17 protein-coding genes and 1 tRNA gene are annotated in these 21501 nt (G+C 64.3%); 5 read left to right on the top strand and 13 right to left on the bottom strand.

The window, feature by feature from the left end:
* Window positions 1-11: 11 nt before the first annotated feature.
* From C479_RS05620 to C479_RS05645, 6 genes are read right to left on the bottom strand one after another with little or no spacing between them, the layout of a single operon-like run.
* On the bottom strand, window positions 12-431 hold the full coding sequence (locus C479_RS05620) for a NusA-like transcription termination signal-binding factor (protein WP_007699138.1): 420 nt from the start codon (window positions 429-431) through the stop codon (window positions 12-14).
* Window positions 431-1639, bottom strand: coding sequence for a DNA-directed RNA polymerase subunit A'' (rpoA2, locus tag C479_RS05625; protein ID WP_007699139.1), 1209 nt, complete (start codon window positions 1637-1639; stop codon window positions 431-433). The genes C479_RS05620 and rpoA2 overlap by 1 nt, the downstream gene beginning before the upstream one ends.
* The gene (locus tag C479_RS05630) at window positions 1632-4592 is read right to left on the bottom strand and encodes a DNA-directed RNA polymerase subunit A' (RefSeq protein ID WP_007699141.1); all 2961 of its coding nucleotides are present in this window, start codon (window positions 4590-4592) and stop codon (window positions 1632-1634) included. The genes rpoA2 and C479_RS05630 overlap by 8 nt, the downstream gene beginning before the upstream one ends.
* Before the next feature lie 2 nt (window positions 4593-4594).
* A complete protein-coding gene (gene rpoB / locus C479_RS05635) occupies window positions 4595-6427 on the bottom strand; it encodes a DNA-directed RNA polymerase subunit B (protein WP_007699143.1) in 1833 nt (610 codons plus the stop codon).
* Between the two features lies 1 nt (window position 6428).
* Window positions 6429-7997, bottom strand: a complete 1569-nt coding sequence (locus tag C479_RS05640) for a DNA-directed RNA polymerase subunit B'' (RefSeq protein WP_007699145.1) — start codon at window positions 7995-7997, stop codon at window positions 6429-6431.
* On the bottom strand, window positions 7997-8224 hold the full coding sequence (locus tag C479_RS05645; protein WP_007699147.1) for a DNA-directed RNA polymerase subunit H: 228 nt from the start codon (window positions 8222-8224) through the stop codon (window positions 7997-7999). Before C479_RS05645 ends, C479_RS05640 begins: the two co-directional genes overlap by 1 nt.
* 364 nt (window positions 8225-8588) lie before the next feature.
* Between C479_RS05645 and C479_RS05650 the strand changes: the two genes are divergently transcribed.
* Window positions 8589-8661 (top strand) — tRNA-Asp (locus C479_RS05650).
* A 490-nt stretch (window positions 8662-9151) separates the two neighbouring features.
* On the top strand, window positions 9152-10168 hold the full coding sequence (locus C479_RS05655; protein ID WP_007699150.1) for a PrsW family intramembrane metalloprotease: 1017 nt from the start codon (window positions 9152-9154) through the stop codon (window positions 10166-10168).
* A 141-nt stretch (window positions 10169-10309) separates the two neighbouring features.
* Here C479_RS05655 and C479_RS05660 read toward each other — a convergent pair whose 3' ends face one another.
* Together C479_RS05660 and C479_RS05665 are read right to left on the bottom strand one after the other, a co-directional pair.
* The gene (locus C479_RS05660) at window positions 10310-11398 is read right to left on the bottom strand and encodes an AI-2E family transporter (protein WP_007699153.1); all 1089 of its coding nucleotides are present in this window, start codon (window positions 11396-11398) and stop codon (window positions 10310-10312) included.
* Between the two features lie 92 nt (window positions 11399-11490).
* Window positions 11491-12276 carry a formate/nitrite transporter family protein gene (locus C479_RS05665; protein ID WP_049907111.1) on the bottom strand — a complete coding sequence of 262 codons (786 nt, stop codon included), beginning with the start codon at window positions 12274-12276 and terminating at the stop codon, window positions 11491-11493.
* Between the two features lie 145 nt (window positions 12277-12421).
* Here C479_RS05665 and C479_RS05670 point away from each other — a divergent pair, with 145 nt between their 5' ends.
* The gene (locus tag C479_RS05670) at window positions 12422-12841 is read left to right on the top strand and encodes a hypothetical protein (RefSeq protein ID WP_007699158.1); all 420 of its coding nucleotides are present in this window, start codon (window positions 12422-12424) and stop codon (window positions 12839-12841) included.
* Window positions 12842-12910: 69 nt separating this feature from the next.
* Here C479_RS05670 and C479_RS05675 read toward each other — a convergent pair whose 3' ends face one another.
* Both C479_RS05675 and C479_RS05680 read right to left on the bottom strand, forming a co-directional pair.
* The gene (locus tag C479_RS05675; protein ID WP_007699161.1) at window positions 12911-14674 is read right to left on the bottom strand and encodes a GMC family oxidoreductase; all 1764 of its coding nucleotides are present in this window, start codon (window positions 14672-14674) and stop codon (window positions 12911-12913) included.
* The gene (locus tag C479_RS05680) at window positions 14674-15801 is read right to left on the bottom strand and encodes a gluconate 2-dehydrogenase subunit 3 family protein (RefSeq protein ID WP_049907098.1); all 1128 of its coding nucleotides are present in this window, start codon (window positions 15799-15801) and stop codon (window positions 14674-14676) included. Before C479_RS05680 ends, C479_RS05675 begins: the two co-directional genes overlap by 1 nt.
* Before the next feature lie 269 nt (window positions 15802-16070).
* Here C479_RS05680 and C479_RS05685 point away from each other — a divergent pair, with 269 nt between their 5' ends.
* Window positions 16071-16259, top strand: a complete 189-nt coding sequence (locus C479_RS05685; RefSeq protein ID WP_007699167.1) for a response regulator — start codon at window positions 16071-16073, stop codon at window positions 16257-16259.
* Window positions 16260-16338: 79 nt separating this feature from the next.
* Window positions 16339-18366 carry a bacterio-opsin activator domain-containing protein gene (locus C479_RS05690; protein ID WP_007699173.1) on the top strand — a complete coding sequence of 676 codons (2028 nt, stop codon included), beginning with the start codon at window positions 16339-16341 and terminating at the stop codon, window positions 18364-18366.
* Between the two features lie 355 nt (window positions 18367-18721).
* Here C479_RS05690 and C479_RS05695 read toward each other — a convergent pair whose 3' ends face one another.
* From C479_RS05695 to C479_RS05705, 3 genes are all read right to left on the bottom strand, one after another.
* Window positions 18722-19450, bottom strand: coding sequence for a protein-L-isoaspartate O-methyltransferase family protein (locus C479_RS05695; RefSeq protein ID WP_007699176.1), 729 nt, complete (start codon window positions 19448-19450; stop codon window positions 18722-18724).
* A 227-nt stretch (window positions 19451-19677) separates the two neighbouring features.
* Window positions 19678-20331, bottom strand: coding sequence for an HVO_0476 family zinc finger protein (locus C479_RS05700; protein ID WP_007699179.1), 654 nt, complete (start codon window positions 20329-20331; stop codon window positions 19678-19680).
* 145 nt (window positions 20332-20476) lie between these two features.
* Window positions 20477-21445, bottom strand: coding sequence for an aminopeptidase (locus C479_RS05705; protein ID WP_007699181.1), 969 nt, complete (start codon window positions 21443-21445; stop codon window positions 20477-20479).
* Between the last annotated feature and the right edge of the window lie 56 nt (window positions 21446-21501).

Genomic DNA, 21501 nt, shown 5'->3' on the forward strand with positions numbered 1-21501 from the left:
AAAAACCGCACTCAGGTCAGTTGAACGTCGTCCACGTCGAAGTGGCGCGCCGCGAGTCGGCGAGCGGCATCGATCGTCCGCCCGTCCCGGCCGATCGCGACGCCGCGGTCTTCCTCGGCGACCTCGACGTAGGCTACGGTATCGTCGTTTTCGCTCATCGTGACGTTGTACACGGCCGCCGGCGCGAGCGCGTTCGCCACGAAGTCGGCCGGCTCGTCCGCGTACTCGACGAGCCGGACCGGCATATCGACCCGGTCTTCGAACCGATCGACCGTCTCGCCGCCGCGGCCGATCGCCTCGGCGATGTGACCGCGTGCGACGACGATCACCAGCCGATCGTCGAGCTGGAGACAGTCACGGCCGGGCACGCCAGTGACGTCCTCGAAGAGGGCGAGAAAGCGGCGTGCGTCGTCGTCGAGGGTGAGGTCCATCAGTCGGCCGTGGTGTCGCCGCTCGTCGAACCCATCCGCAGGTCGACGTCACCGGTGCCGAGTTTCACCGGCCGACCGACGATGACGTTCTCGATTACGCCGTCGATCGAGTCGATCTCACCGTGGATCGAGGCGTTCAGCAGGTGATTGACCGTCACCTCGTAGGCCGCCCGAGCGAGCACGCTCTCTTTGTTGCCGGCGATACCGTGGCGACCGATCGACTCGATCGTCCCCTCGTTGGTCATGATGTCCGCGACCAGCATCAGGTGGCGGACGTTGATGTTGTCGAGGCCCTGTTCGACCAGTGTGTTCTTCGTCTCCTCGATGATGATCTCGCGGGCGGCCTCGACGCCGAGGTTGCGGTAGATCTCGTGGATGTTGTTACAGGTCGTCCGCGACGCGTCGACGCCCTCGATGGCGAGTGCATCGCCGAAGGCCGAGCCTTCCGTGTAGAGGACGAACTCCTCGTCGGCGTCGAACGGCGAATCATCCATCTCTTCGCGACGGATGACGACCCGGGAGATGTCCTCGATACCCTTGAACGTGATCTCGCGCAACTCCTCGACGAGCTGGAGGAGATCACGGTAGGACGGTTCCTCCGGGCCGAACTCGACGGTAGTTCCGTTCTGGACGGTTGTCACGCCGAGTTGATCTTCGATGATCTCGGCGACCTCCTCGGCCGTGATCATCCGTTCGTCCAGCGTGTCTTCATTGAGCGAGATGACGACGCGCATGTCGGCGACGTTCGTCGAGACGTCCCCCAGCGCGAGAATCTTCGTCGCCTCGATCTTCCAGACGACCTCGTGGGCTTTCTCGCGCTCGGTCGCGTACTCCTCTTCTAAGTGGACCGTCATCGTCGGCGTGTCGGGCGTCTTCCGGGCGTCGACCAGCTCGATGAGCCGTGGCAGCCCCTGTGTGACGTCGATCTCCGCGACGCCGGCGTAGTGGAACGTGTTCATCGTCAGCTGGGTCCCCGGCTCACCGATCGACTGTGCCGAGACCGTCCCAACCGGATCGAGCGGGTCGACGCGAGTATCGCGGTACTGACTCTCGACCGCTTGCGCGACGTCATCGGCCTGCTCGATGGTCAGCTCGTCGCGCTCGGCGAGCGTCTCGTAGACCCGGTCTTTGAGTCGCGGAGGAAGGTCCGTATCCTCGACGACGGCTTCGACGTCAGCGTCGAGACCGAGGGCGCTCGGATTAGTCATCGGAGGTCACCCCCGTCTCGTCGCCGAGGCGATCGTCCGCGTGCTCGGAGAGGTTGGTCGGACGGGCCCGGTCGCCGAGGAACTGTGCGCGTTCGCGCTCGTCTTCGAACTCCGAGTCGATGACGCGATCGGCAATTCCCTCGACGTCGATGTCGAAGTCCTCGTCGTAGGAGACCTGCACCGGCGAGGTGCCGTCCTCGCCGAACTCGAACTGGACGATCGTGTCCGAAGTGTCCCGGACCGTGCCGTCGTACTGCGCTTCGAGTTCCGAGAGAGCGTTGATGAGGCGACGCTGGAGGTAGCCGGACTTGGAGGTCCGGACTGCCGTGTCGACCAGGCCCTCGCGGCCACCCATCGCGTGGAAGAAGAACTCCCGCGGCGTGAGTCCGGCCGTGTAGGAGTTCTCGACGAAGCCGTGCGCCTCGGCCGAGAGGTCGTCCGGTTTGTAGTGACTGAGGGTCCGATCCTCGTAGCCGCGGTTGATCCGCTCACCGCGAACCGCCTGCTGGCCGACGGCGCCGGCCATCTGGGTGAGGTTGAGCATCGACCCACGCGCCCCGGACTCGGCCATGACGACGGCCGGGTTGTCGCCCTCGAAGTGCTCTTCGGCGATCGTCCCCGCGTTGTCACGGGCACGCGAGAGCGTCTGCATGATCTTCATCTCGAGGGTCTCGTCCAGGGTCCGCCCCGGCAGACTCTCGAGTTCGCCGCGGTCGTAGGCCTCGATGAGTTCCTGGACGCGATCGTAGGCGTCGTCGATGGTCTCGTCGATCTGTTCGCGGGCCTCGGGCTCGATCGTCTCGTCGTCGATCCCGATCGAGAACCCGAAGTGCATGATCGTCCGCATCGCGAGCGTCGACAGCTCGTTGATGAAGATCCGTGCGCGCGTGTTGCCGTAGACCTTCGTGATCGTGTCGACGATCTCGCCGCCGAAGCCACCGACTTCGTCCTCGGCGATGGTTCCTTCGACCAGTTGGCCGTCCTCGATGACGACGTCCTCGCCGACGGTGCCGGTGAACGTGAGGTTCAGGTCGTCGGGGAGGAGTTCGGAGAAGATGGCCCGACCGGTCCAGTACGGCGTGCCGTCCTCCTCGGTCCCGCTCTGCTCGGGCAGTTCGTCGATCCGCGTCGCTCGCAAGAGGTCCAACGCCTGCGTCTCGTTGAAGTGCGGGTTTTCGTGAGTCAGCAGGTAGGTTCCAGAGATGTGGTCCTGGATGGCGCCGATGATGTTCTCACCGAAGCGTGGCGAGAGGATCTGCTCCTGGACGCGCATGAGGACGCGGGCCTCGGCACGGGCCTCCTCGTTCTGGAGGGCGTGCATGTTCATCTCGTCGCCGTCGAAGTCGGCGTTGTACGGCGGACAGACGACGGTGTTGAGCCGGAACGTCTTGTACGGCATCACCACGACCTCGTGGGCCATGATCGACATCCGGTGCAGCGACGGCTGTCGGTTGAAGATGATGATGTCGCCGTCGACGAGGTGGCGGTTGACCTCCCAGCCGGGACCGACAGTCTGAACGCCCTCCTCGTCGGCCTGGTCGGTCATGCCCGCGAGCGCCTCGGCGTTCTTCTCGGTCACCTTCAGTCGCCGGCCGTCGGGGCGGCGAACGTAGTTCGCACCGGGGTGCGTGTTCGGCCCGTTCGCGACGTAGCGACGCGCCTCCTCGACGTTGCGCTCGGTGACGAGCATCGTCTGGGTCATCTCCGATGCGACGCGGTCCGGCACGCCGACCTCGTTCAGGCTGAGCGTCGGGTCCGGCGAGATGACGGTCCGGGCGGAGAAGTTGACACGCTTCCCGGAGAGTGAACCACGGAAGCGACCCTCCTTGCCCTTGAGTCGCTGGCTGAGGGTCTTGAGCGGCCGACCGGAGCGGTGTCGGGCCGGCGGCGTCCCCGAAATCTCGTTGTCCATGAACGTGGTGACGTGGTACTGCAGCAGTTCCCAGAGGTCCTCGATGATCAGCTGTGGCGCACCCGCCTCACGGTTCTCCATGAAGCGCTGGTTGATCCGGATGATGTCGACCAGCTTGTGTGTGAGGTCGTCCTCCGAGCGCTGCCCGTTGTCGAGCGTGATCGACGGCCGTGCGGTGACCGGCGGTACCGGCAACACGGTGAGGATCATCCACTCCGGTCGCGAGCGGTCGGAATCGATACCGAGCACCTCGATATCCTCGTCCGGGATGGCCTCGAACCAGTCCCGGATATCGGAGGGCATCAGCTTGTTCGTGTCCTCCTCGGTGAGGTCGATGCCGAGCGCCTTCTCGATCGCTTCGCGCTGTTCTTCGCGCGGGCGGAACGAACCCGAGAGGATCTCGTTGACCCGCGTGAGGTCGATCTCGGTCTTCGCGGCGAGTTCGTCCGGCGTCGTCCGTTCGATGCCTTCCTCCTCGTCGCCCTGCATCGCACCGGCGATGCGCTGGGAGTACTCGCTCGCGAGGACTTCCTGGACCTCGTAGTACGTGGTCGGCTTCTCGTGGTCGATGTCGTACTGAATTTCGCCACAGAACGGACAGCGATCCTTCTTTCGCGCCTGTCGGATCGCCGCCTTCGTCACGTCGTTTAAGTCACGGCCGAGTTTTCGCGACTCGTCGATCTGGTCGCGGAACTCCCCTCGCTCGTCCTCGGTGAGCAACAGTCGAGAGCACTCTCGACAGGTGCCCCGGAGGAGTCGCCGGATGAGTTTCGTGAAGCCGACGTGGATGACGGGCGCGGCGAGTTCGATGTGGCCGAAGTGGCCGTTACAGGAACCGGAGTGTTTCCCGCAGGTCTTACACTCCAGTCCGGGGTCGATCACGCCGAGACGCGGGTCCATCAGCCCCATGTCGATGGGGAAGCCGTCGTCGTCGTAGGTGTCGGCGGTGATGATCTTCGTCGCGCTCATCTCCCGGTACTCCTCGGGCTCCATGAGCCCGAAACTGATCGATCCGATCTCTTTTGGTGTACTGTGTTGCATGGTTAGACGGCATCCTCCAGTTCGAGTCGCGGCGCGATCCCGAGGGCTTTCATCTCGTCCAAGAGGAGTTTGAACGCGTAACTCATCTCAATCTCGTGGATCTCGGTCTCCTCGTCACAGTTCGGACAGTAGACGCGCCGTTGTTCGACGTTCTCGACGGCACTCATGCCACAGTTGCCACAGACGTGGATGTACTCGCGGTCGGACTCGTCGAGCAGGCGTTCCTTCAGCGTCAGGGCCGCACCGTGGCCGATGAAGACGTCCCGCTCCATCGTCCCGATACGAAGCCCACCTTCGCGAGCTCGCCCCTCCGTCGGCTGACGGGTCAGCACCTGCACCGGCCCGCGTGAGCGGGCGTGCAGCTTGTTCGAGACCATGTGATAGAGCTTCTGGTAGAAGATCACGCCGACGAAGATCTCGGCCTCGATCTTCTCGCCGGTGACGCCCGAGTACATGACCTCCTTGCCGGCGGAGTTGAACCCGGCATCTTCCAGTCCACCACGGAGTTCGTCCTCGTCCTCGCCGAGGAACGGCGTCCCGTCGACGCGTCGGCCTTCCATCGAGCCGAGCTTGCCACCGATCATCTCGAGGATATGCCCGACCGTCATCCGCGACGGCAGCGCGTGTGGGTTGACGACGAGGTCGGGCACGACACCCTCTTGCGTGAAGGGCATGTCCTCCTGCGGCGCGAGGTGGCCTACGACGCCCTTCTGGCCGTGCCGGGACGCGAACTTGTCCCCGAGTTCGGGGATCCGCTCGTCGCGCACGGAGACTTTCGAGAGCTTCGAGCCGTCCTCACCCTCCATCAGCGTGACCGTGTCGACGACGCCGCTCTCGCCCGAGCGCATCGTCACTGACGTCTCACGGCGCTTCTGGGGCGAGAGGCCGCCCATGTCGTCCGGTTCCTCCAGGAATCGCGGCGGGCTCGTCTTGCCGAGCAGGACCGAGTTCTCGTCGACGCGGGTCTCGGGGTTGACGAGGCCGTCCTCGTCCAGGTGCGTGTAGGCGTCTTCACCGCGGGCGCCGCGCACGTCCTGAGAGGGGATCTCGAAGCGATCTTCCTGGCCGCCAGGGTAGCGTCGCTCCTCGCCCTCGTAGGTGCGGAAGAAGTGCGACCGGGCGAGCGCGCGCTCGACCGACGCCTTGTTCATGACCAGCGCGTCCTCGATGTTGAACCCCTCGTAGCTCATCACGGCGACGACGAAGTTCTGCGCGGCGGGCCGCTCGTCGAAACCGATCTGTTCGGTTGTCTGGGTCTTGACCATCGAGAGCTGCGGGTAGTGCAGCAAGTGCTGGCGCGTATCGGGTCGGATGCGGTAGTTGGCGCTCGGTAGCCCGAGCGACTGCTTGACCATCCCCGCCCCCATCGTAATGCGCGGGCTCGCGTTGTGTTCCGGGTAGGGGATCATCCCTGCGCCGATCCCGAAGATCAGCTGTGGATCGATCTCTAGGTGCGTGTGATCCTCGGTGAGGTCGTCCTCGTCGACGGCGACGAAGATGTCCTCTTCCTCCTCGGCGTCGATGAACTCGATCGAGCCGTGGGCGACCAGATCTTCGAACTCCAGATCACCATCGTTCAGCGCCTCGATCTCGGCCTCGGTGATGCGCGGTTCGCCGTCGTCGACGACGATCAGCGGACGGCGGGCCCGTCCGGCGTCGGCATTGACGATGACTTCGCGCGTGCGATCTTTCACCGAGACGTTGACCATCTCGGAAACGTCGCCGACGCGACGCGCCTCGCGGATCTGTTCGGCCAGTTCGTTCGGGTCCGGGTGGGTGCCCACCAGCGACCCGTTGACGTACACCTTCGCCTCTCGTTGTTGTTGACTCGCCATATTAGTCGTCTGCCGGTGTTCGGTCGGCGCGTTCGAGGCCCGGAATTCCCTCGACCCCCATCGACGCCAGTTCTCGTTTGAGCGACTGTTCGTCCGCGACGTTCTGTGAGAGTTCCATCGCCTGCGCGAAGTTCTTCACCAGTCCGCAGTTCGGTCCCTCGGGCGTCTCCGAGGGACAGATGCGACCCCACTGGGTCGCGTGCAAGTCCCGCGCCTCGAAGTGTGGCTGCGAACGCGACAGCGGCGATCGCAGTCGGCGCAGGTGGGAGAGAACGCCCATGTAGTCCGTTCGGTCGACCAGCTGACTCACGCCGGAGCGCCCGCCGACCCAGTTGCCGGTCGCGATCGGGTGTTCTAAGCGCTCGGTCAGGACGTCCGAGCGGACGACCGTGTTGACCGAGAGGTTCCGGTTGCGCATGTTGGCGCGTTCGAGCTGGTACTTCACGTCGCGAGCCAGCTTGTTCAGCGCCGTCCGGAAGAGGTCCTTCATCAGGTCGCCGCTGACCTTGAGGCGCTTGTTCGCGTAGTGGTCCTTGTCGTCGGAATCGCGGCGCCCGAGGGCGAGTTCGAAACACGCCTCGGCCATCCGACAGAGGTAGTGCGCCTTGTTGATCCGGACGTCCTCCTCGTCGACGCCCTCCTCGTGGAGGTGCGGCAGGAGGTAGCGGTCGATCACGTAGTTGGCTCGCTTCAACTGGTAGTTCTTGCCCTGGCCGGAAGCGACGCGCTGCCCGAGGGTTTCGATCGCCTCCTCTTCGGACTGGACCTCGGCTTCCTCCAGATTCTCCAGCATGTACTTGACGATCTCGGGGTCGTTCGAAACTTTGTGGACGATCTCCTCGTCCGATTCGAGCCCGAGTGCGCGAACGAGCGTGACGAAGTTGACCGAACCCGAGACCGATGGGAACGACACTTCGAGCAACCCGTCGCGGGTGCGCTCACAGAGAACGAGCGCGCGGTAGCCACGACGCTGCGAGAAGGTCTTCGCGACCTGGATCTCGTCGCCGTACTTGGTGTCGTACTCTGCCAAGATCTTGTTCGGCGCGAGGTCCTCGCTCGTCATCAGCACGCGCTCGGAGCCGTTGACGATGAAGTAGCCACCGGGGTCGGCGGGGTCCTCGCCGATCTCGACGAGTTCCTCGTCGGAGAAGCCGGCGATGTTACACTTCTCGGAGCCGACCATGATCGGCATCCGGCCGATCTTCGTCTCGGTCGAGTCGACGACGCGCTCGTCGCCTTCCTCGCCCTTGACGATGGCCATCTCCATGAAGACGGGCGCAGAGTAGGTGATGTTACGCAGGCGAGCTTCTTGGGGGTAGAGCAGTTCCTCGCTGCCGTCGGCTTCCCGCACTCGTGGGGTGACGACGCGGACGTCGCCGAGTTCGACGAAGACGGGCTCTTCACCTTCCTTGTCGCCGATGTCCGTGTCGATCGTCTCCTTCTCGTCCACCACACGCTGCATGCCGCGAGTGAGGAAGGAATTGAACGATCGGAAGTGATGCTCCGCGAGGCGCTCCGCGGAGAAGTATTCACGCGAAATTTCTCGTCGTGCGGCTCTGTCGATGCTCATCAGTCGACCACCATTCTGTATACGATTGCCTGGTCCGTCGTCCGCGAATCACGGACGATTTTGATGACGTCGCCGACCTCGGCATCGTCGGGCAGGGCCGGATCGGTACGCTTGATCTTTGGTAAGTCTGTGCGATCGATGTCGTACTCGTCGAGCACGTCCTCGATGGCCGCCTTGTCGAGGACGGAGTGCTCGGGAACGAGTTCGTGTTGGCTTACGTCTACCATGTGTAGGTCAGGGGCTGGCTGTCAGCTACCGGGAGAGAAGTGGCTGTCACGAGATACTACAGACGGCTAGCGGCCCAGGGCATTTAACCATTACTAACTTGCCCCGGGTAGCGTCGCTATCCGACCCGGCGGTCCGAGCCGGACCAGCCGTTCACACGTGGCGATACCGCACTCACCCATATATCCCTTTGGGGGAGATCGGCAGTATAGATTATTTGTTTGATACGCGTGCGGGCTATCGACCCCCACCGAGCCAGTGACCCGCCAGTCGAGCTTGCCCCGTGCAGTGTTGCGTTCTCCCCTACCACACCGCCTTCGATTGGAAAGCCTTATACATATCTCCCGGATACGTATGAGTGCAGAGGCCCGGGTGGTGTAGTGGCCCATCATACGACCCTGTCACGGTCGTGACGCGGGTTCAAATCCCGCCTCGGGCGCTTCTTCGATTTCAATTTCGTGAGCGACCGGCGTCGCCGTGTCGCGAATACCCGAAATCGAAGAGCGGCAGAATCTGGATTTGAAGTACGGAACGAGCGAACGCAGTGAGTGAAGTTCAGGTGGTTCAAATCCCGCCTCGGGCGTTTTCTGCTGACGCCAATTCGAGAGAGGAGTGTAGCGACGAACGAGTGACGGCGTCAGCGCAACACCGAAGCGAGATTTGAATCAGGGAGAGCGCAGTCTTGCGAACGAAGAGAGCAAGGAAGCGATCGACCGTGGTTCAAATCCCGCCTCGGGCGCTTCTTCGATTTCTACTCCACGAGCGACCGGTGTACTTGCTGGTCGTGGGACGAGTCGTAACAGGGCACGGCCGACTGGACAGGGTACCAATTAGTGCCGTCAGACGGTACCGTCTTTGTGGCTTCATCGGGCACGAATAACTCGAGATATCTGCTGTATGGTATTGCCATTTAACGATCGGTCCCGTAAATGGACTTCATGAGCGGTGACGACACGGACCCCGTTCAGACGGCGAACGACGAGCCGGACCTCTACGGAATCACGACGTGGGAGAAGCGATCCCGGCTCGACAGCCTCTCGGTGGGGATCTACTGGCTTATCGTCCGTACTGGACAGGCGGTCGTAATTCTCCTCGCGTTGGCAACCATCCTCGCTATCGGCGGGCTCAGCGTCCTTACGGATCCGGTTATCGGGACGCTCACGGCCGCGTCAGCGCTTCCCGCGCTGGTGCTCGCGGCGTACGTCTGGCAAAGTGACGTGACGTCGAGCGAACCGCCGTCGCTGCTGGCCATCACGTTCCTGCTCGGGATCGTGACAGCCGGATTCGCGGCCGTCCTCAACGGCATCCTCCAGCCGATCTTCGCGACCCTGGAGTTCGTCGGATTGGTCCTGTTTTTCTACCTCGTCGTGGGCCCGGTCGAAGAGACGGTGAAGCTACTCGCCGTCCGGCTGTACGCCTACAACGACGACCGGTTCGCCGCAGTCATCGACGGCGCGGTGTACGGCGCCGTGGCCGGGTTGGGGTTCGCGACGATCGAGAACGCGATCTACATCAGTCGCGCGATCGGTGACATCGGCGGCCTCACGCTCGGGTTGGACCTGATCGGGATCGGCGGCGACATCACGGCGACACGTGCCCTGGCCGGGCCTGGACACGTCGTTTACTCGTCCTTCGCGGGGTACTATCTGGGACTGGCAAAGTTCAATCCCGGAAATCGGGGGCCGATCGTCGTGAAAGGGCTCGTCGTCGCCGCCGTGATCCACGCAACGTACAACGCCACTGCGGGCCTCGGGACCGCGCTGATCCGGGACGCGACAGGGCTGCCCGAACTCCTGGCATTCGTGCTCTACGTGTTCGGGTACGTCGGCTTCTTCGGGTATCTCCTCTACCGGAAACTCCGTCGATACCGGCGGGCGTACCTGGCCGGCCTGACAAGCGACGGGAACGCCATCGAAGAGCGACAGCCCGACGCCGGGCCCGAGTGAGGGCTATGCTTGGACGGGTCGCCGAGGATACCCTCGAATCCGAATGGGGAGCCATAATGGCCCCCGCGACTGCTGAGTCTGTCATGTCTCGGGTCGGCCGTGGGGCCTCGCGGTTGACCGGCTACGCTTTCCGAAACCCGATCACTCGGCCAACAGGGCGCCCGCAAGGTCGGGAAAGACATCGTCGGCGAAGTGGACCAGCAGGACCACGACGATCGGGCCGAGGAACAAACCATACCAGCCGAAGGCGAGCGTGCCGAGAAAGTACCCCAGGAGGACGAGCCCCATGTGGACGCCGCTTCGCGCCGAGAGGAACGACCGGGCGAAGAAATCCGGAATTGTGTCGACGATCGTGAACGAGACGGCGAAGAAGGCGATCGGGTGCCACAGCGGCGTGGCCGTGCCGAGGGCGAGTCCAAGAAGGTAGATCCCGTAGGGGACGTAGACGATCTTCATACCGACCGCCGGGATCAGCGTCCCGATGCCGATGAGCAGGGCGAGCAACACGGGGACGCCGACGACGGTGCCGCCCGGCGCGAGGAAGTTGAGTGCGTAGTAAGAGACGGCAGCGAACACCGCCGCGACGCCGACGACGGCGAGGTTGCCGACGAAGATCACTTCGAGGTCGTCGTCGACCGTGTCGAGGAACGAGACGATTGCCTCGTCGTGATCGACGCTCCGGACGAACCAGCGACGAAGCTTCCAGTCGTCCCGAAGCAAGTAGAAGAGGAACGTGATCATGAGGAAAAAGCGGGCGAGAACCGCGAAGACGAGTCCGGCGGCCGACGAGAGGCGCCCGAAAGCACCCGGGAGGCCCTGCTGTGCGAGAGAACCGACCGAAGCGGTGCCGGTCGGAAGCGCGTCCCAAAGTGCACTCACGTCACCCTGGCGAACCGGTGAGAGGTACGGTTCGAGCGCCGATCGGACTACCTCGAGGTCGCTCGCGGCGAGAAACTGATCCAGCTCCCGGAGCGCCACGACCCCCGCATACGCGACGACCACAAGCATCGGAAGGACCACGAGCAGGATCGTCACCGACGCCACGATATTCGGATGGTCGAGATGGCGATTCAACCGGCGGTAGGCCGGTCGCGTCGCGTAGTAGAGGAAGAGAGCGAAGAGAACGGCCCCGATGTACTGAGAGAGGGCGAAGCCGACAGCGACTGCAAGAACCAGTCCGAGCGCGATCCAGACGAGGCGATGACCGTCCCACCGACGGCATTCGGACATACATCTCGGACCATGTCGCCGGTCAAAAACGCCGGGTGGGTACCGGCAGATTACGGAGCAGTGTGCGCCGACGGTGTTCCGCCGCCGGGAGTTCACTCGTCTTCGCGGGCGCCGGTCGCCTGCGCGACGTGGCTGACCGTCACGAGGCCGAGGCCGCCGACGAGGTTGCCGGCCGTCGAGACGAGCGTCACCGCGGCCAGCGTGCCGAGGCCGATCTCCGCCCCAAACCGCATGCCGAAGAGCACGTGGAGGACGGTGACGATGACGTGGTCGAACGGGCCGAGAGCCAGCAGGAAGCCGACGACGTAGGCCACCCCAAGGCGGCTTCCGGCGCCGTCGACAGCCACGAGCAAATGCGAGAGCAACGCGACGAGCGCGCCGCCGGCGATGGCGTCCGCGAACATCCCCAGGTTCCCCCGATGGGCGAGTTCTTCGGCCGTCGAGGACAGCGCCTCCCCCGACCCGGGCGGGAGGGCACCCTCGACGGAAAGCACGAAGACGAAGAGTGCGCCGCCAACGAGGTTGAAGACGAACGTGAGCGTCCACAGTCGAGCCAGCGAGCCGAGCAACCACGTCCCCTCGCGCTCGACCGCCGCCGCGACCGGGTCGAAGAAGTTCTCGCTGAACAGTTCCGCGCGACCGCCGATCAGCAGCACGACGCCGACGCCGAACGCGAGCGCGCCGGCGACCCTGGCCAGCTCGCCGAACTGCGGCGCGACGGCCATGTGAACGATCCCGAGTGCGGCCATCCCGAAGACGATGGTGAAACCGGCGATGAAGCTCGTCGCCACCAGTTCCAGCAGCGGCTGATCGAGCCGCCGGCTCCCTTCCGCGGCCGCTCGATCGAAGATTTCGGCGGGATCCGGCGCGGCAGACACGAGCACCCGTTGGTTCGATCCATCCCCCGGAAAATCCCCTGCTTGCCCAGTGGTCGAACGGGCAGCGAGGGTAAAAGCCTCGTCTCCGCCGAAGCCTGTGGATGCAGGTGAAACGATAACCCGTGTTCGCCGGGTACGAGGGACGATGAGTGACGAGCACGGATCCCGAGACGAGACGGGGGGACCGGAGCAGGACACCGAATCCGGCGACAGGGAGACGCTGGGATACGTCGAGGACACGGGCGATAGCGACGGCGAACGGCAAAGGCACGACGAAGACGACAAGGTCATCGGAACTGCGCCCGAGGCCGGAGAGATGGCCGAGCCGACGACAGACAGTGCGCAGGCGTCCCGCGAAGCCAGGTGGGGGCTCCAGCAGGGACTCGCGGTCGGGCTCGTCTCGATCGCCAGCGGGTTGCTCGTCGCGTTCGGACTGATGCAGGCGACTGGGTTGGTCAACCTCCCCGAACCGTTGCGAGGGTCGGCGATCGCTCACTGGAGTATCTTCGTCGCCCTCGGAGTGGTGCTTCTGGCGGCGTTCGCGTACAGCCAGCGGGGAACGTAAATCGAGAGAGAGAGAGAGAGAGAGAGAGAGAGAGAGAGAGAGAGAGAGAGAGCGCGGTTTCGTACCCGGCTACGGGGTGACGAGTTGGCGAGGATCGTTCAGGTACTCCTGGATGCCCTCGGCGGCCCGGAAGGCCAGTGCCCCGACTGTTCCGGTCGGGTTGTAGCCGCTGTTGTGGGGGAACGCCGACGCGCCGGGGATGAACAGGTTCTCGGCATCCCAGTTCTGGAGGTAGGTGTTGACCACGGAATCGGCCGGCTCGTCGCCCATGATTGCCCCGCCGGTGTTGTGCGTCGACTGGTACGGCGTGATGTCGAAGCTCCCCTCCAGTGCGGTCGTCGCGTCGACCGTGTCCGCACCCATCTCCTGCATGATCTCCTCCAGGTAGGGCCCGACGTACTCGACGAGGTTGCGATCCTGCTCGTGCCAGTCGAAGGTCATTCGGAGGAGCGGCCGGCCGTACTGGTCGGTGTAGTTCGGATCGAGGTCGAGGTAATTATCGCGGAAGGGGAGGACCGACCCCTGACAGGAGACGCCGAGTGTGCTGTGGTTATTCTCGATGCTCTGGCGTTTGAACTCGGATCCCCACGCCGGTGTCTCCGGCGGAACTGGATTGTTCACGATGGGGCGGGCACCCGTCTGACTGATCGCGACGTTCCCGCCGTGGATGAAGTCGAGATCGGAGTGATCGAAGTTGTCGCCGTTGAAGTCGTCGATAGCCGTACCCAGCGCGCCGGCACCCATGTAGAGGTTCCAGGCCTCCTCGTCGAAGAAGCCGGTCACGTTGGCGCCGAAGTTCTGGTAGCAGTAGTTCTTCCCGACGACGCCCTCACCCGTCTCCGGGTCGTACGGCTCGCCGATATCGGAGAGGAGCAGGAGGCGCACGTTGTTGAGGACGTAGGCCGTCAGTGCGACGACCGTCGCCCGTTGCTCGTAGACGTCCCCCGTCTCCCGGTCGACGTATCGGACGCCACTCACTCGGCCCTCGCTGTCGTCGTACAAAAGCTCGATCACGTCTGCGTGGGTTCGTAGTTCGTAGTTGCCCGTCTCCTTGGCAGCCGGGAGGACGGTCGTGATCGGCGACGCTTTCGCACCCCACTCACAGCCGAACCGCTCACAGTATCCACAGTACTGACACTGCCCCTGCTGGACGCCGTCGGGATTGGTGTACGATTCGGTGAGGTTGGCCGACGGCTGCATGAACGGTTCGTAGCCGAGTGACGACGCGGCGTCCGCGAACCGCCCGAGTGCCGGCGTCTGCTGCATCGGCGGAAGCGGATACTCGTCCGCTCGCGGCCCTTCGTACGGATTGCCACTGTCCTGGGTCTCCCCGTCGATGTTTCCGGCTTCGCCGGCGATCCCGGCCGTGTACTCGAAGGTGTGGTAGTACGGTTCCAGTTCCTCGTAGGTGAGTCCCCAGTCCTGGAGCTGCATCCCGTCGGGAATCTTGTCTTCCCCGTAGCGATCGATCGTCTGCGAGCGGATCTGGAAGTCGTACGGGAGGAATCGCCAGGTGACGCCGTTCCAGTGGACACCCGCCCCGCCCTCACCCGTTCCGGGCAAGAAGGCGCCGTATCGACGCATCGGCAGGGCGGTGTCCTCCGGGGCGTTCCGGAACGTGATCGTCTCCTTCGAGAGATCCTGCATCAACTTGTACCGGAGCGCGTAGCCCAGCTCGTCGTGAACGGTAAAGAAGTTCTCCGTCTCGCGCTCGCCGCCGCGTTCGAGGCTCACGACGGAGTAGTCGTTCTGCGCGAGTTCTTTCGCGATGATGCCGCCCGTCCAGCCGGCACCGACCGTGACGACGTCGACGGGATCCAGTTGCTGCACCATCAGCGGTCACCCCCATCGTCGCCCGCAGACTCAGCTGACGGCCCGTCTGCGGCCTCGGAGTTGTCGATCTGTCCGTCCTCGACCTCGGGAGCGCCGTTGCCGTCTGCACTGTCGACCGATCCCGTCGGTGCCGAGTCCGGATCCGCGTCGCCCCGGGCGGCAGCGGGATCGACGATCTTGGGATAGTCGGCTTCGGCTGCATTGTGTACGTGTGCGTGACCCTGTTCGCTCTGTTCGTTCGCTGGGACCTCGTTGTCCGAGTCGATGCCGAGTGAGGCGACGTCGTCGGCGAGTTTTCGATAGTCGCCTTCCGCCAGTTCGATGTACTCGTCGTCAGTGATGAGTTCTCGATAGCTACCGAGAGCACCCGGCGTTCCCGGAAAGCCCTTCAGCCGCCAGCCGACCATCTCCCTGTTTCCGCCGTACATCGGATCGCTGAACATCCCTTCGAGGGTGTTCTGATACAGGAGCGCGAAGAAGTCGCCCGCGGCGATGCCGGTTCCCTCGAACGTCTCAACCTCGTCGGCTTCGAGCGCCGCGACGACCTCGTCCTGTTGGTCGCCATCGAGCTCGGTGTACGTCGACGCGTCGTAGGTCGACTGGACGTGCGCTTCGATCGCAGCAATTCCACGGTCGTAGGCCTCGTTCGGTGTGAGCGGATACTGCCAGCCCTGTGTCTGGGCCGGCGTCGTCTCCGCCCAGGGGACGTCGGTCTCTTCGTCGGTCGAAACCCCCTCGTTCTGAAACGGGTCGGTCGGATCCCGGCCGGCGAACGGGCCCTCCATGTACCACTGTTCGCCGCGTCCCCACGCCGAATTGAGCTGATGGTCGATGAAGTAGACGACGCCGGCCTCGGGAGCGCCCGGACCGAGGTCGTCGGACGGATAGATCCTGCCGGTCAGATCGTGGACGACACGCGCCTGCTGGATCGTGAAGTACTGGAGTCCCCGTGGATCGACCTCGACCTCGTCCAGCTGCTGGAGCGGAGTGACGTCGAAGTCCGCCGGGTCGAAGGTCCCTTCGGCCGGGGCAGCGATCCCGAAGACGGCCAGTCCGCCGCCGGCGCGCATGAGGGTCCGTCTCGATACGTCTCTGGTGAAATCGAATCGTGGCTCTTCGCCCACCATACACGCCTACGACCCCGGATACCCGAATAGTGGCGATACCTGCGAGAGCAGGCCCGTGACGACCCAGTTGCGGGCGTGGCCGGCCGTGGGGGTAGTGACCGGGTTCGACGGTCAATCGGCCAGCGATGACGCAGCCAATCAACCAAGCAGGTGCAGATCGACGACCTGTGCCGGCACGAGTACCAACACGAACTGTATAGCAGGCGGTCGACGGTGCAAGAGGTGGTGCTAATATATTAGTACCTGGACGGCGATCTCACGACGTACCTGTGCCAGGGGCAACGTCGATCGACTCGGTCTCCGTCCTGCTCGCCGACAACGAACCCAGCTTCGCCGAGTTGGCGGCCGAGATGCTCGGCCGGGTCGACGAGACGCTCGACGTGACGACCGTCACGACGGCGGCTGAAGCGCTCTCGACGGTCGAAGAGCGCGACGTCGACTGCGTGGTGAGCGACTAGGATATGCCCGGAATGACGGGCCTCGAGTTGTTAGAGGCCGTCAGGGAACGCGACGAGAACCTGCCGTTNGACGCTCGACGTGACGACCGTCACGACGGCGGCTGAAGCGCTCTCGACGGTCGAAGAGCGCGACGTCGACTGCGTGGTGAGCGACTACGATATGCCCGGAATGACGGGCCTCGAGTTGTTAGAGGCCGTCAGGGAACGCGACGAGAACCTGCCGTTCGTCCTCTTTACCGGGAAAGGCTCCGAGGAGATCGCGAGCGAGGCGATCGCGGCCGGCGTCACCGGCTACTTGCAGAAGAAGTCCGGACGCGAACAGTACACGCTGCTGGCGAACCAGATTCGAAACGCCGTCGGCCAGTACCGGGCCGAGACGGAGTTACGACAGAGTGAACAGCGCTACGAGCGGACGCTCACCGGCTTGCACGAGACGACCCGCGATCTCATGCGAGCCGGGACGAAACACGAGATTTATCGTGCGCTGGTCGAGACGGCGGGCGATATCCTCGACGTGCCGATCGTCGCGACCTACCGGTTCGAACCCACGACCGCGGCGCTCGAACACGTCGCGTCGACGCCGGGTACGGCCGACACGCTCGACCCCGATCGAACGTACGAGCAGGGTGACGGCCACGTCTGGGAGACGTTCTCCGGCGGGGAGCTGTCGTACGTTCCTGACGTTAGCACCGGCCCAGCACCCGCAGACGACCGCCGCCGACAGAGCGAGGTCCTCGTGCCCCTCGGGTCGCACGGCCTGCTCGTCACGGGCAGCGAGGTGCGAGACGGCTTCGACGAGACGATGATCGAACTCATCCAGATTCTCGCGGCGAACACCGAAGCTGCACTCGATCGGGCCGAACGCGAACAACTGCTTCGCGAACACGATCGACGGCTCACACGGAAGAACGAGGAGCTGACGCGCCTCGATCACACGAACGAACTCGTCAGAGATATCACGCAGGGGATCGCCCAGGCGACGACGCGGGCCGAGATCGAAACGACCGTCTGTGAACGACTCGCAGCGAGCGATCGCTACCTGGCTGCCTGGCTGGCGCCCCATCGAGAACCGTGGAATCCCTCGGCCTGGGCCGGAATCGACGAGACCTACGCCGATCAGATTCGAGCCGATGGAACGGACGCACCGGAAGTCGACCTGGTCACCGCCGCACTCGATCAAGAGCACGTCCGCGTCGTGGCGAACGTACTCGACGAACCAACCTGGGACCCCCGCCGGACGACGGCACTGACACACGGTTTCCAGACCGTCCTCGCCGTCCCGTTGACCGGCCGAGAACGGCGATACGGTGCCGTCGTCGTGCACGCGACGGCGGCGGATGCGGTCACCGAACGCGAACGCGACGTCCTGGGAGAACTCGGCGAAGTAATCGGGCACGCGATCAGGAGCGCCGAACGAACCCGGGCGATGGTGACCGACGAACGAATCGAAATCGAACTCGACTGTGGGGACGATCACCTCCTCTTCAACCGGCTCCGCTCGGCCCTCGGTCGACCGATTCAGCTGGAGGGCATCTTCCAGCGAACGAGCGGCCTCCGGACGTGCTTCGTGCGGGTGCCAGCCGATCTACCGCCGGAAGAGAGCGACCCCCTGGCCGACGAATTCACAGCTATCGACGACGTCTCGATCGTCTCGGCGGGCGAAGACTCGACGTTACTCGACGTGACGGTGACTGCGACACCGTTTCTCGAGACGCTCGTCGAGTACGATACGCAACTGGTCAACGCCGCGACGACGGACAGTCGAACGACCGTCACGCTCGTCCTTCCCTCGCAGATCGACACCCGATCGCTCGTCGAGGCGGTTCAAGCGGGCTATCCGGACACCGAACTCACCGCCCGGCGAGAACACCGCACCGAGACCGCGCCGGACCACCGGCCACAGCAGGTGACGGAGCACCTGACGGAAAAACAACTCGAAGCGCTGCACTCCGCACACTACAGCGGCTTCTTCGAGTGGCCCCGAGAGAGCACGGGCGAGAATCTGGCCGAGACGCTCGATATCTCGCCGCCAACCTTCCACTATCATCTCCGGGCCGCCCAGCGGAAGATCGTCGACCGTGTGCTGGACGACCGGCCCCGTCGATAGTACCGGACCGATCGGAGCGGACGGCACGAACGGTAGCCAGTAGTGTTTGGGTCGACCAATGTCAGGGAACGATGCCGGCCGCCCAGCGGTTTTTAATCAATTAGTGTTGATTTCCCAATAGCCATAAACAGTTAGCGGTTATTCTTAACCCCGCCGCTGTCATACCCGTAAGTGGCGCTACGACGGTACTAGTCGCCACCCACCCCACCCCCCAATCCCTACTTCGGTGGACCCCCACGGTCTCACCGTTTTCCACTCACCGACCGATAGTGACCGGTGAAGACAGTTCCACCGTTGGGCGTGACTGCGCGACGTGAGCCACACGTAACCACGAGTACACAGCCAATGAGCGGACTCACTCCCAGTCGATCCAGTCGAGTTCCCAGCCACGACGGCGTTCTGTGCGCCGAACGGCGTGTTCTAAGTCCTCCCGGGCGGTTCGATTGCGCTCTAACGCTCCTGACTGTTCGCCCTCGACGAGGATCGGCGCGAACGACACGGCCCCCAAATCGGTGCGACCGTCGTCGGTGACGGCGACGAGCCGCTGATTCGTCGCGCCACGCGGATAGACCAACCGGCCGCCGTCGGCCAGCTGTTCGGTCAACGCCATCGGTGCATCGACGGCCGCCGCTTCGAGGAGAATGCGGTCGAACGGCGCGTACTCCGGGAGCCCGTACGAGCCGTCACGACGATCGACGAGGACGCCCCCGTAGCCGGCGCTCGCGAGGTTCGATCGGGCCAGGGAAACGATCGGTCGGGAGATGTCGACCGCGTGCACGTGCTCCTCGCCGACCAGTTCCGCCAGGAGCGCAGCGGTGTAGCCGACGCCGACACCCACGACCAGCACGGAGTCGCCCGGTGTCGGATCGAGCCCCTGGACGAGGCGTGCCGCCTCACTCGGAGAGAGGGCTCGCGTTCCCTCACACTCGTACGATCGGTCAGCGTAGGCGTCGACCGACGCTGGGAGGAACTCGTGGCGAGGGACGTCGCTCATCGCGACGGCGACCGCCTCGTCAGTGAGGACGTTCTTCGGCTCGTGCTGGAGGCTATCGATCATGTCCTCCCGGAGGACAGCACGATCCATACGTCGGCTATCCGAGCGACCGTCATCAAAGACGCGCTTGCAGGAACCCCACGATTGCCGACAGATTTCACGGTTGCGATTGCAGCGTTCCCGGCAACCGGACCTAATTTTTCGACCGGTATGGTGCGACGGTGCGTGGGCTCAGCTTTCCACATTCGGCAAAATAGACCGGTGTAATTGCGAAGACGCCTGTCAGGTCGGCCGGTGTGTGCCGGGCGAACCGACAGTCACCAGGCCGACCAGGCTGTGGACGTCTCGTCCCAGCCGTAGACGCGCTTCGTATCCTTCGCGAAGACCGTGTCGCCCTCCTGCTCGTATCGGTCCCGGTTGTAGCCGTCGGCGTCGCCGCGAACGACGACGGCGTCGATCTCGAACTCGTCCTCGCCGAACGTCTCGACCTCGCCGACGGTCAATTCGTAATCGCCGGGGACGTGAATCGTCGTGGCACGGCTCTCGTCGTGTGTGCCGTCCCCAGGGTGGATCGTCACGTTGACCGCGACGTTGTCGACCTCGCGCGTCCAGACGGTCTCGACATCGTCGGCGGGCGCCGACTCCCGTCGCCGGTCCCCGTCTAGTTCGACGCTCGTCACCCGAACGGTTGCGAGCATCGTCTCGGTCTCTAAGAGAAATTCGTCGCCGACGGCGATCGTCTCGTCCGCCGGCGTCGTCACGTTGGCCGCCGTCGACTCGCCGCCCTGCGAGACGACGACGTCGAGCGTCACCTCAGCCTCGCTCGTCGGCTGAATCTTGTGGACGTGGCCGCAGTCGCCACAGCGAACCGTCAGCGACCCACCGCCCGGTGAAAGTACCTCGTGGACGGTTTCGACGGCCGGCGAACACGACGGGCACGGAACGGCCTGTCGATCCTCGACATCACTCATGCAGTCGGCTACAGGCCACGCGCGTAAAAGGGGATTGGAGCGCGTTCGACGGCCAAATACCGTCAGTCGTGATCGCACACCACGTCAGCAAAATCGTGCCGTCGAGTTCGTCACACGGATTCGGCCGGTTTCGGCCCCAGTCACGTTACGCCAAGTCGACCGGTTCGGGGAGCGTGACCTCGGTGCCGTCGGCGAACACGTCGACGTCGCGGACGATGCCGTCCAGATGGATCGGCGCCTCGACGTCGCCACCGATCCCGGCATCGTCGCCGATGGCGATGTGGATCGTTCCGGCTGCCTTCTCGTCCAGGAGGACGGAACCGACCAGGTCGGTGACGGCGACGTTCGTCCCGATGCCGAGTTCCGCGAGGTTGTAGGCGGCGTCACCGACCTCGTCCGCGGCCGTCTCGACCGTCTCCCGGATGTCGTCGTCCGAAATGTCGGTGACGAGGCCGTCCTCGACCTCGAATGAGAGGGTCTGATCGTCGTCGAGCAGTCCGTGGGGCATCATCGTTCCGTCGACGACGTAGGTGCCGGTCGCCGACTCGGGGCTGACGAATACCTCACCCGCCGGGAGGTTCGACATCGCGCCGGCGCCGTGGACGATGCCGGTGTCGGCGTTCCAGCGTCGATCGGCCACGTCGAACGTGATGTCGGTCCCGCCGTCGCCCGTTACACGGATCTCGTCGGCCGCCTCGACCTGTGCGAGAACGTCCTCACAGCGGGCTTCGATCTCCTCGTAATCGGCGTCGAGACCGGTCGTAAACACGTCAGGTGTGATACCGGGAAGCGTCGCGACCCGAGCACCGGCCTCGTTCGCGTCCCCGCGTGCACGCGTGTGACTCAAACTCTTCGTCGTCGGTGCGAGTACGACGTCCGCATCGGCCATCGCCTTGGCCACCGGGGACGGCGGTTCGCTCCCGTGGGTCTCACCCACCGGGTAGCGAACGACGACCGCATCGTCGGTGATCTCGCTCGCGACCTCGTAGAGCGCCTGCCCGATCGGCTGGCGTTTGTCGTCCGTGACGATCACACACGACTCCGACGCATCGAGGGCCAGACACTGCTCGACCGCGGTGCGTGCGGGGGCCAGTAGAGACGCATCGTCTTCCATACGACGCCATGCGCGTGGCCAGCGGAAAGACCTTCTTACTCGTGGCGACGGAAGCC

This window comes from Halovivax asiaticus JCM 14624 (assembly GCF_000337515.1).
Lineage (GTDB): Archaea > Halobacteriota > Halobacteria > Halobacteriales > Natrialbaceae > Halovivax > Halovivax asiaticus.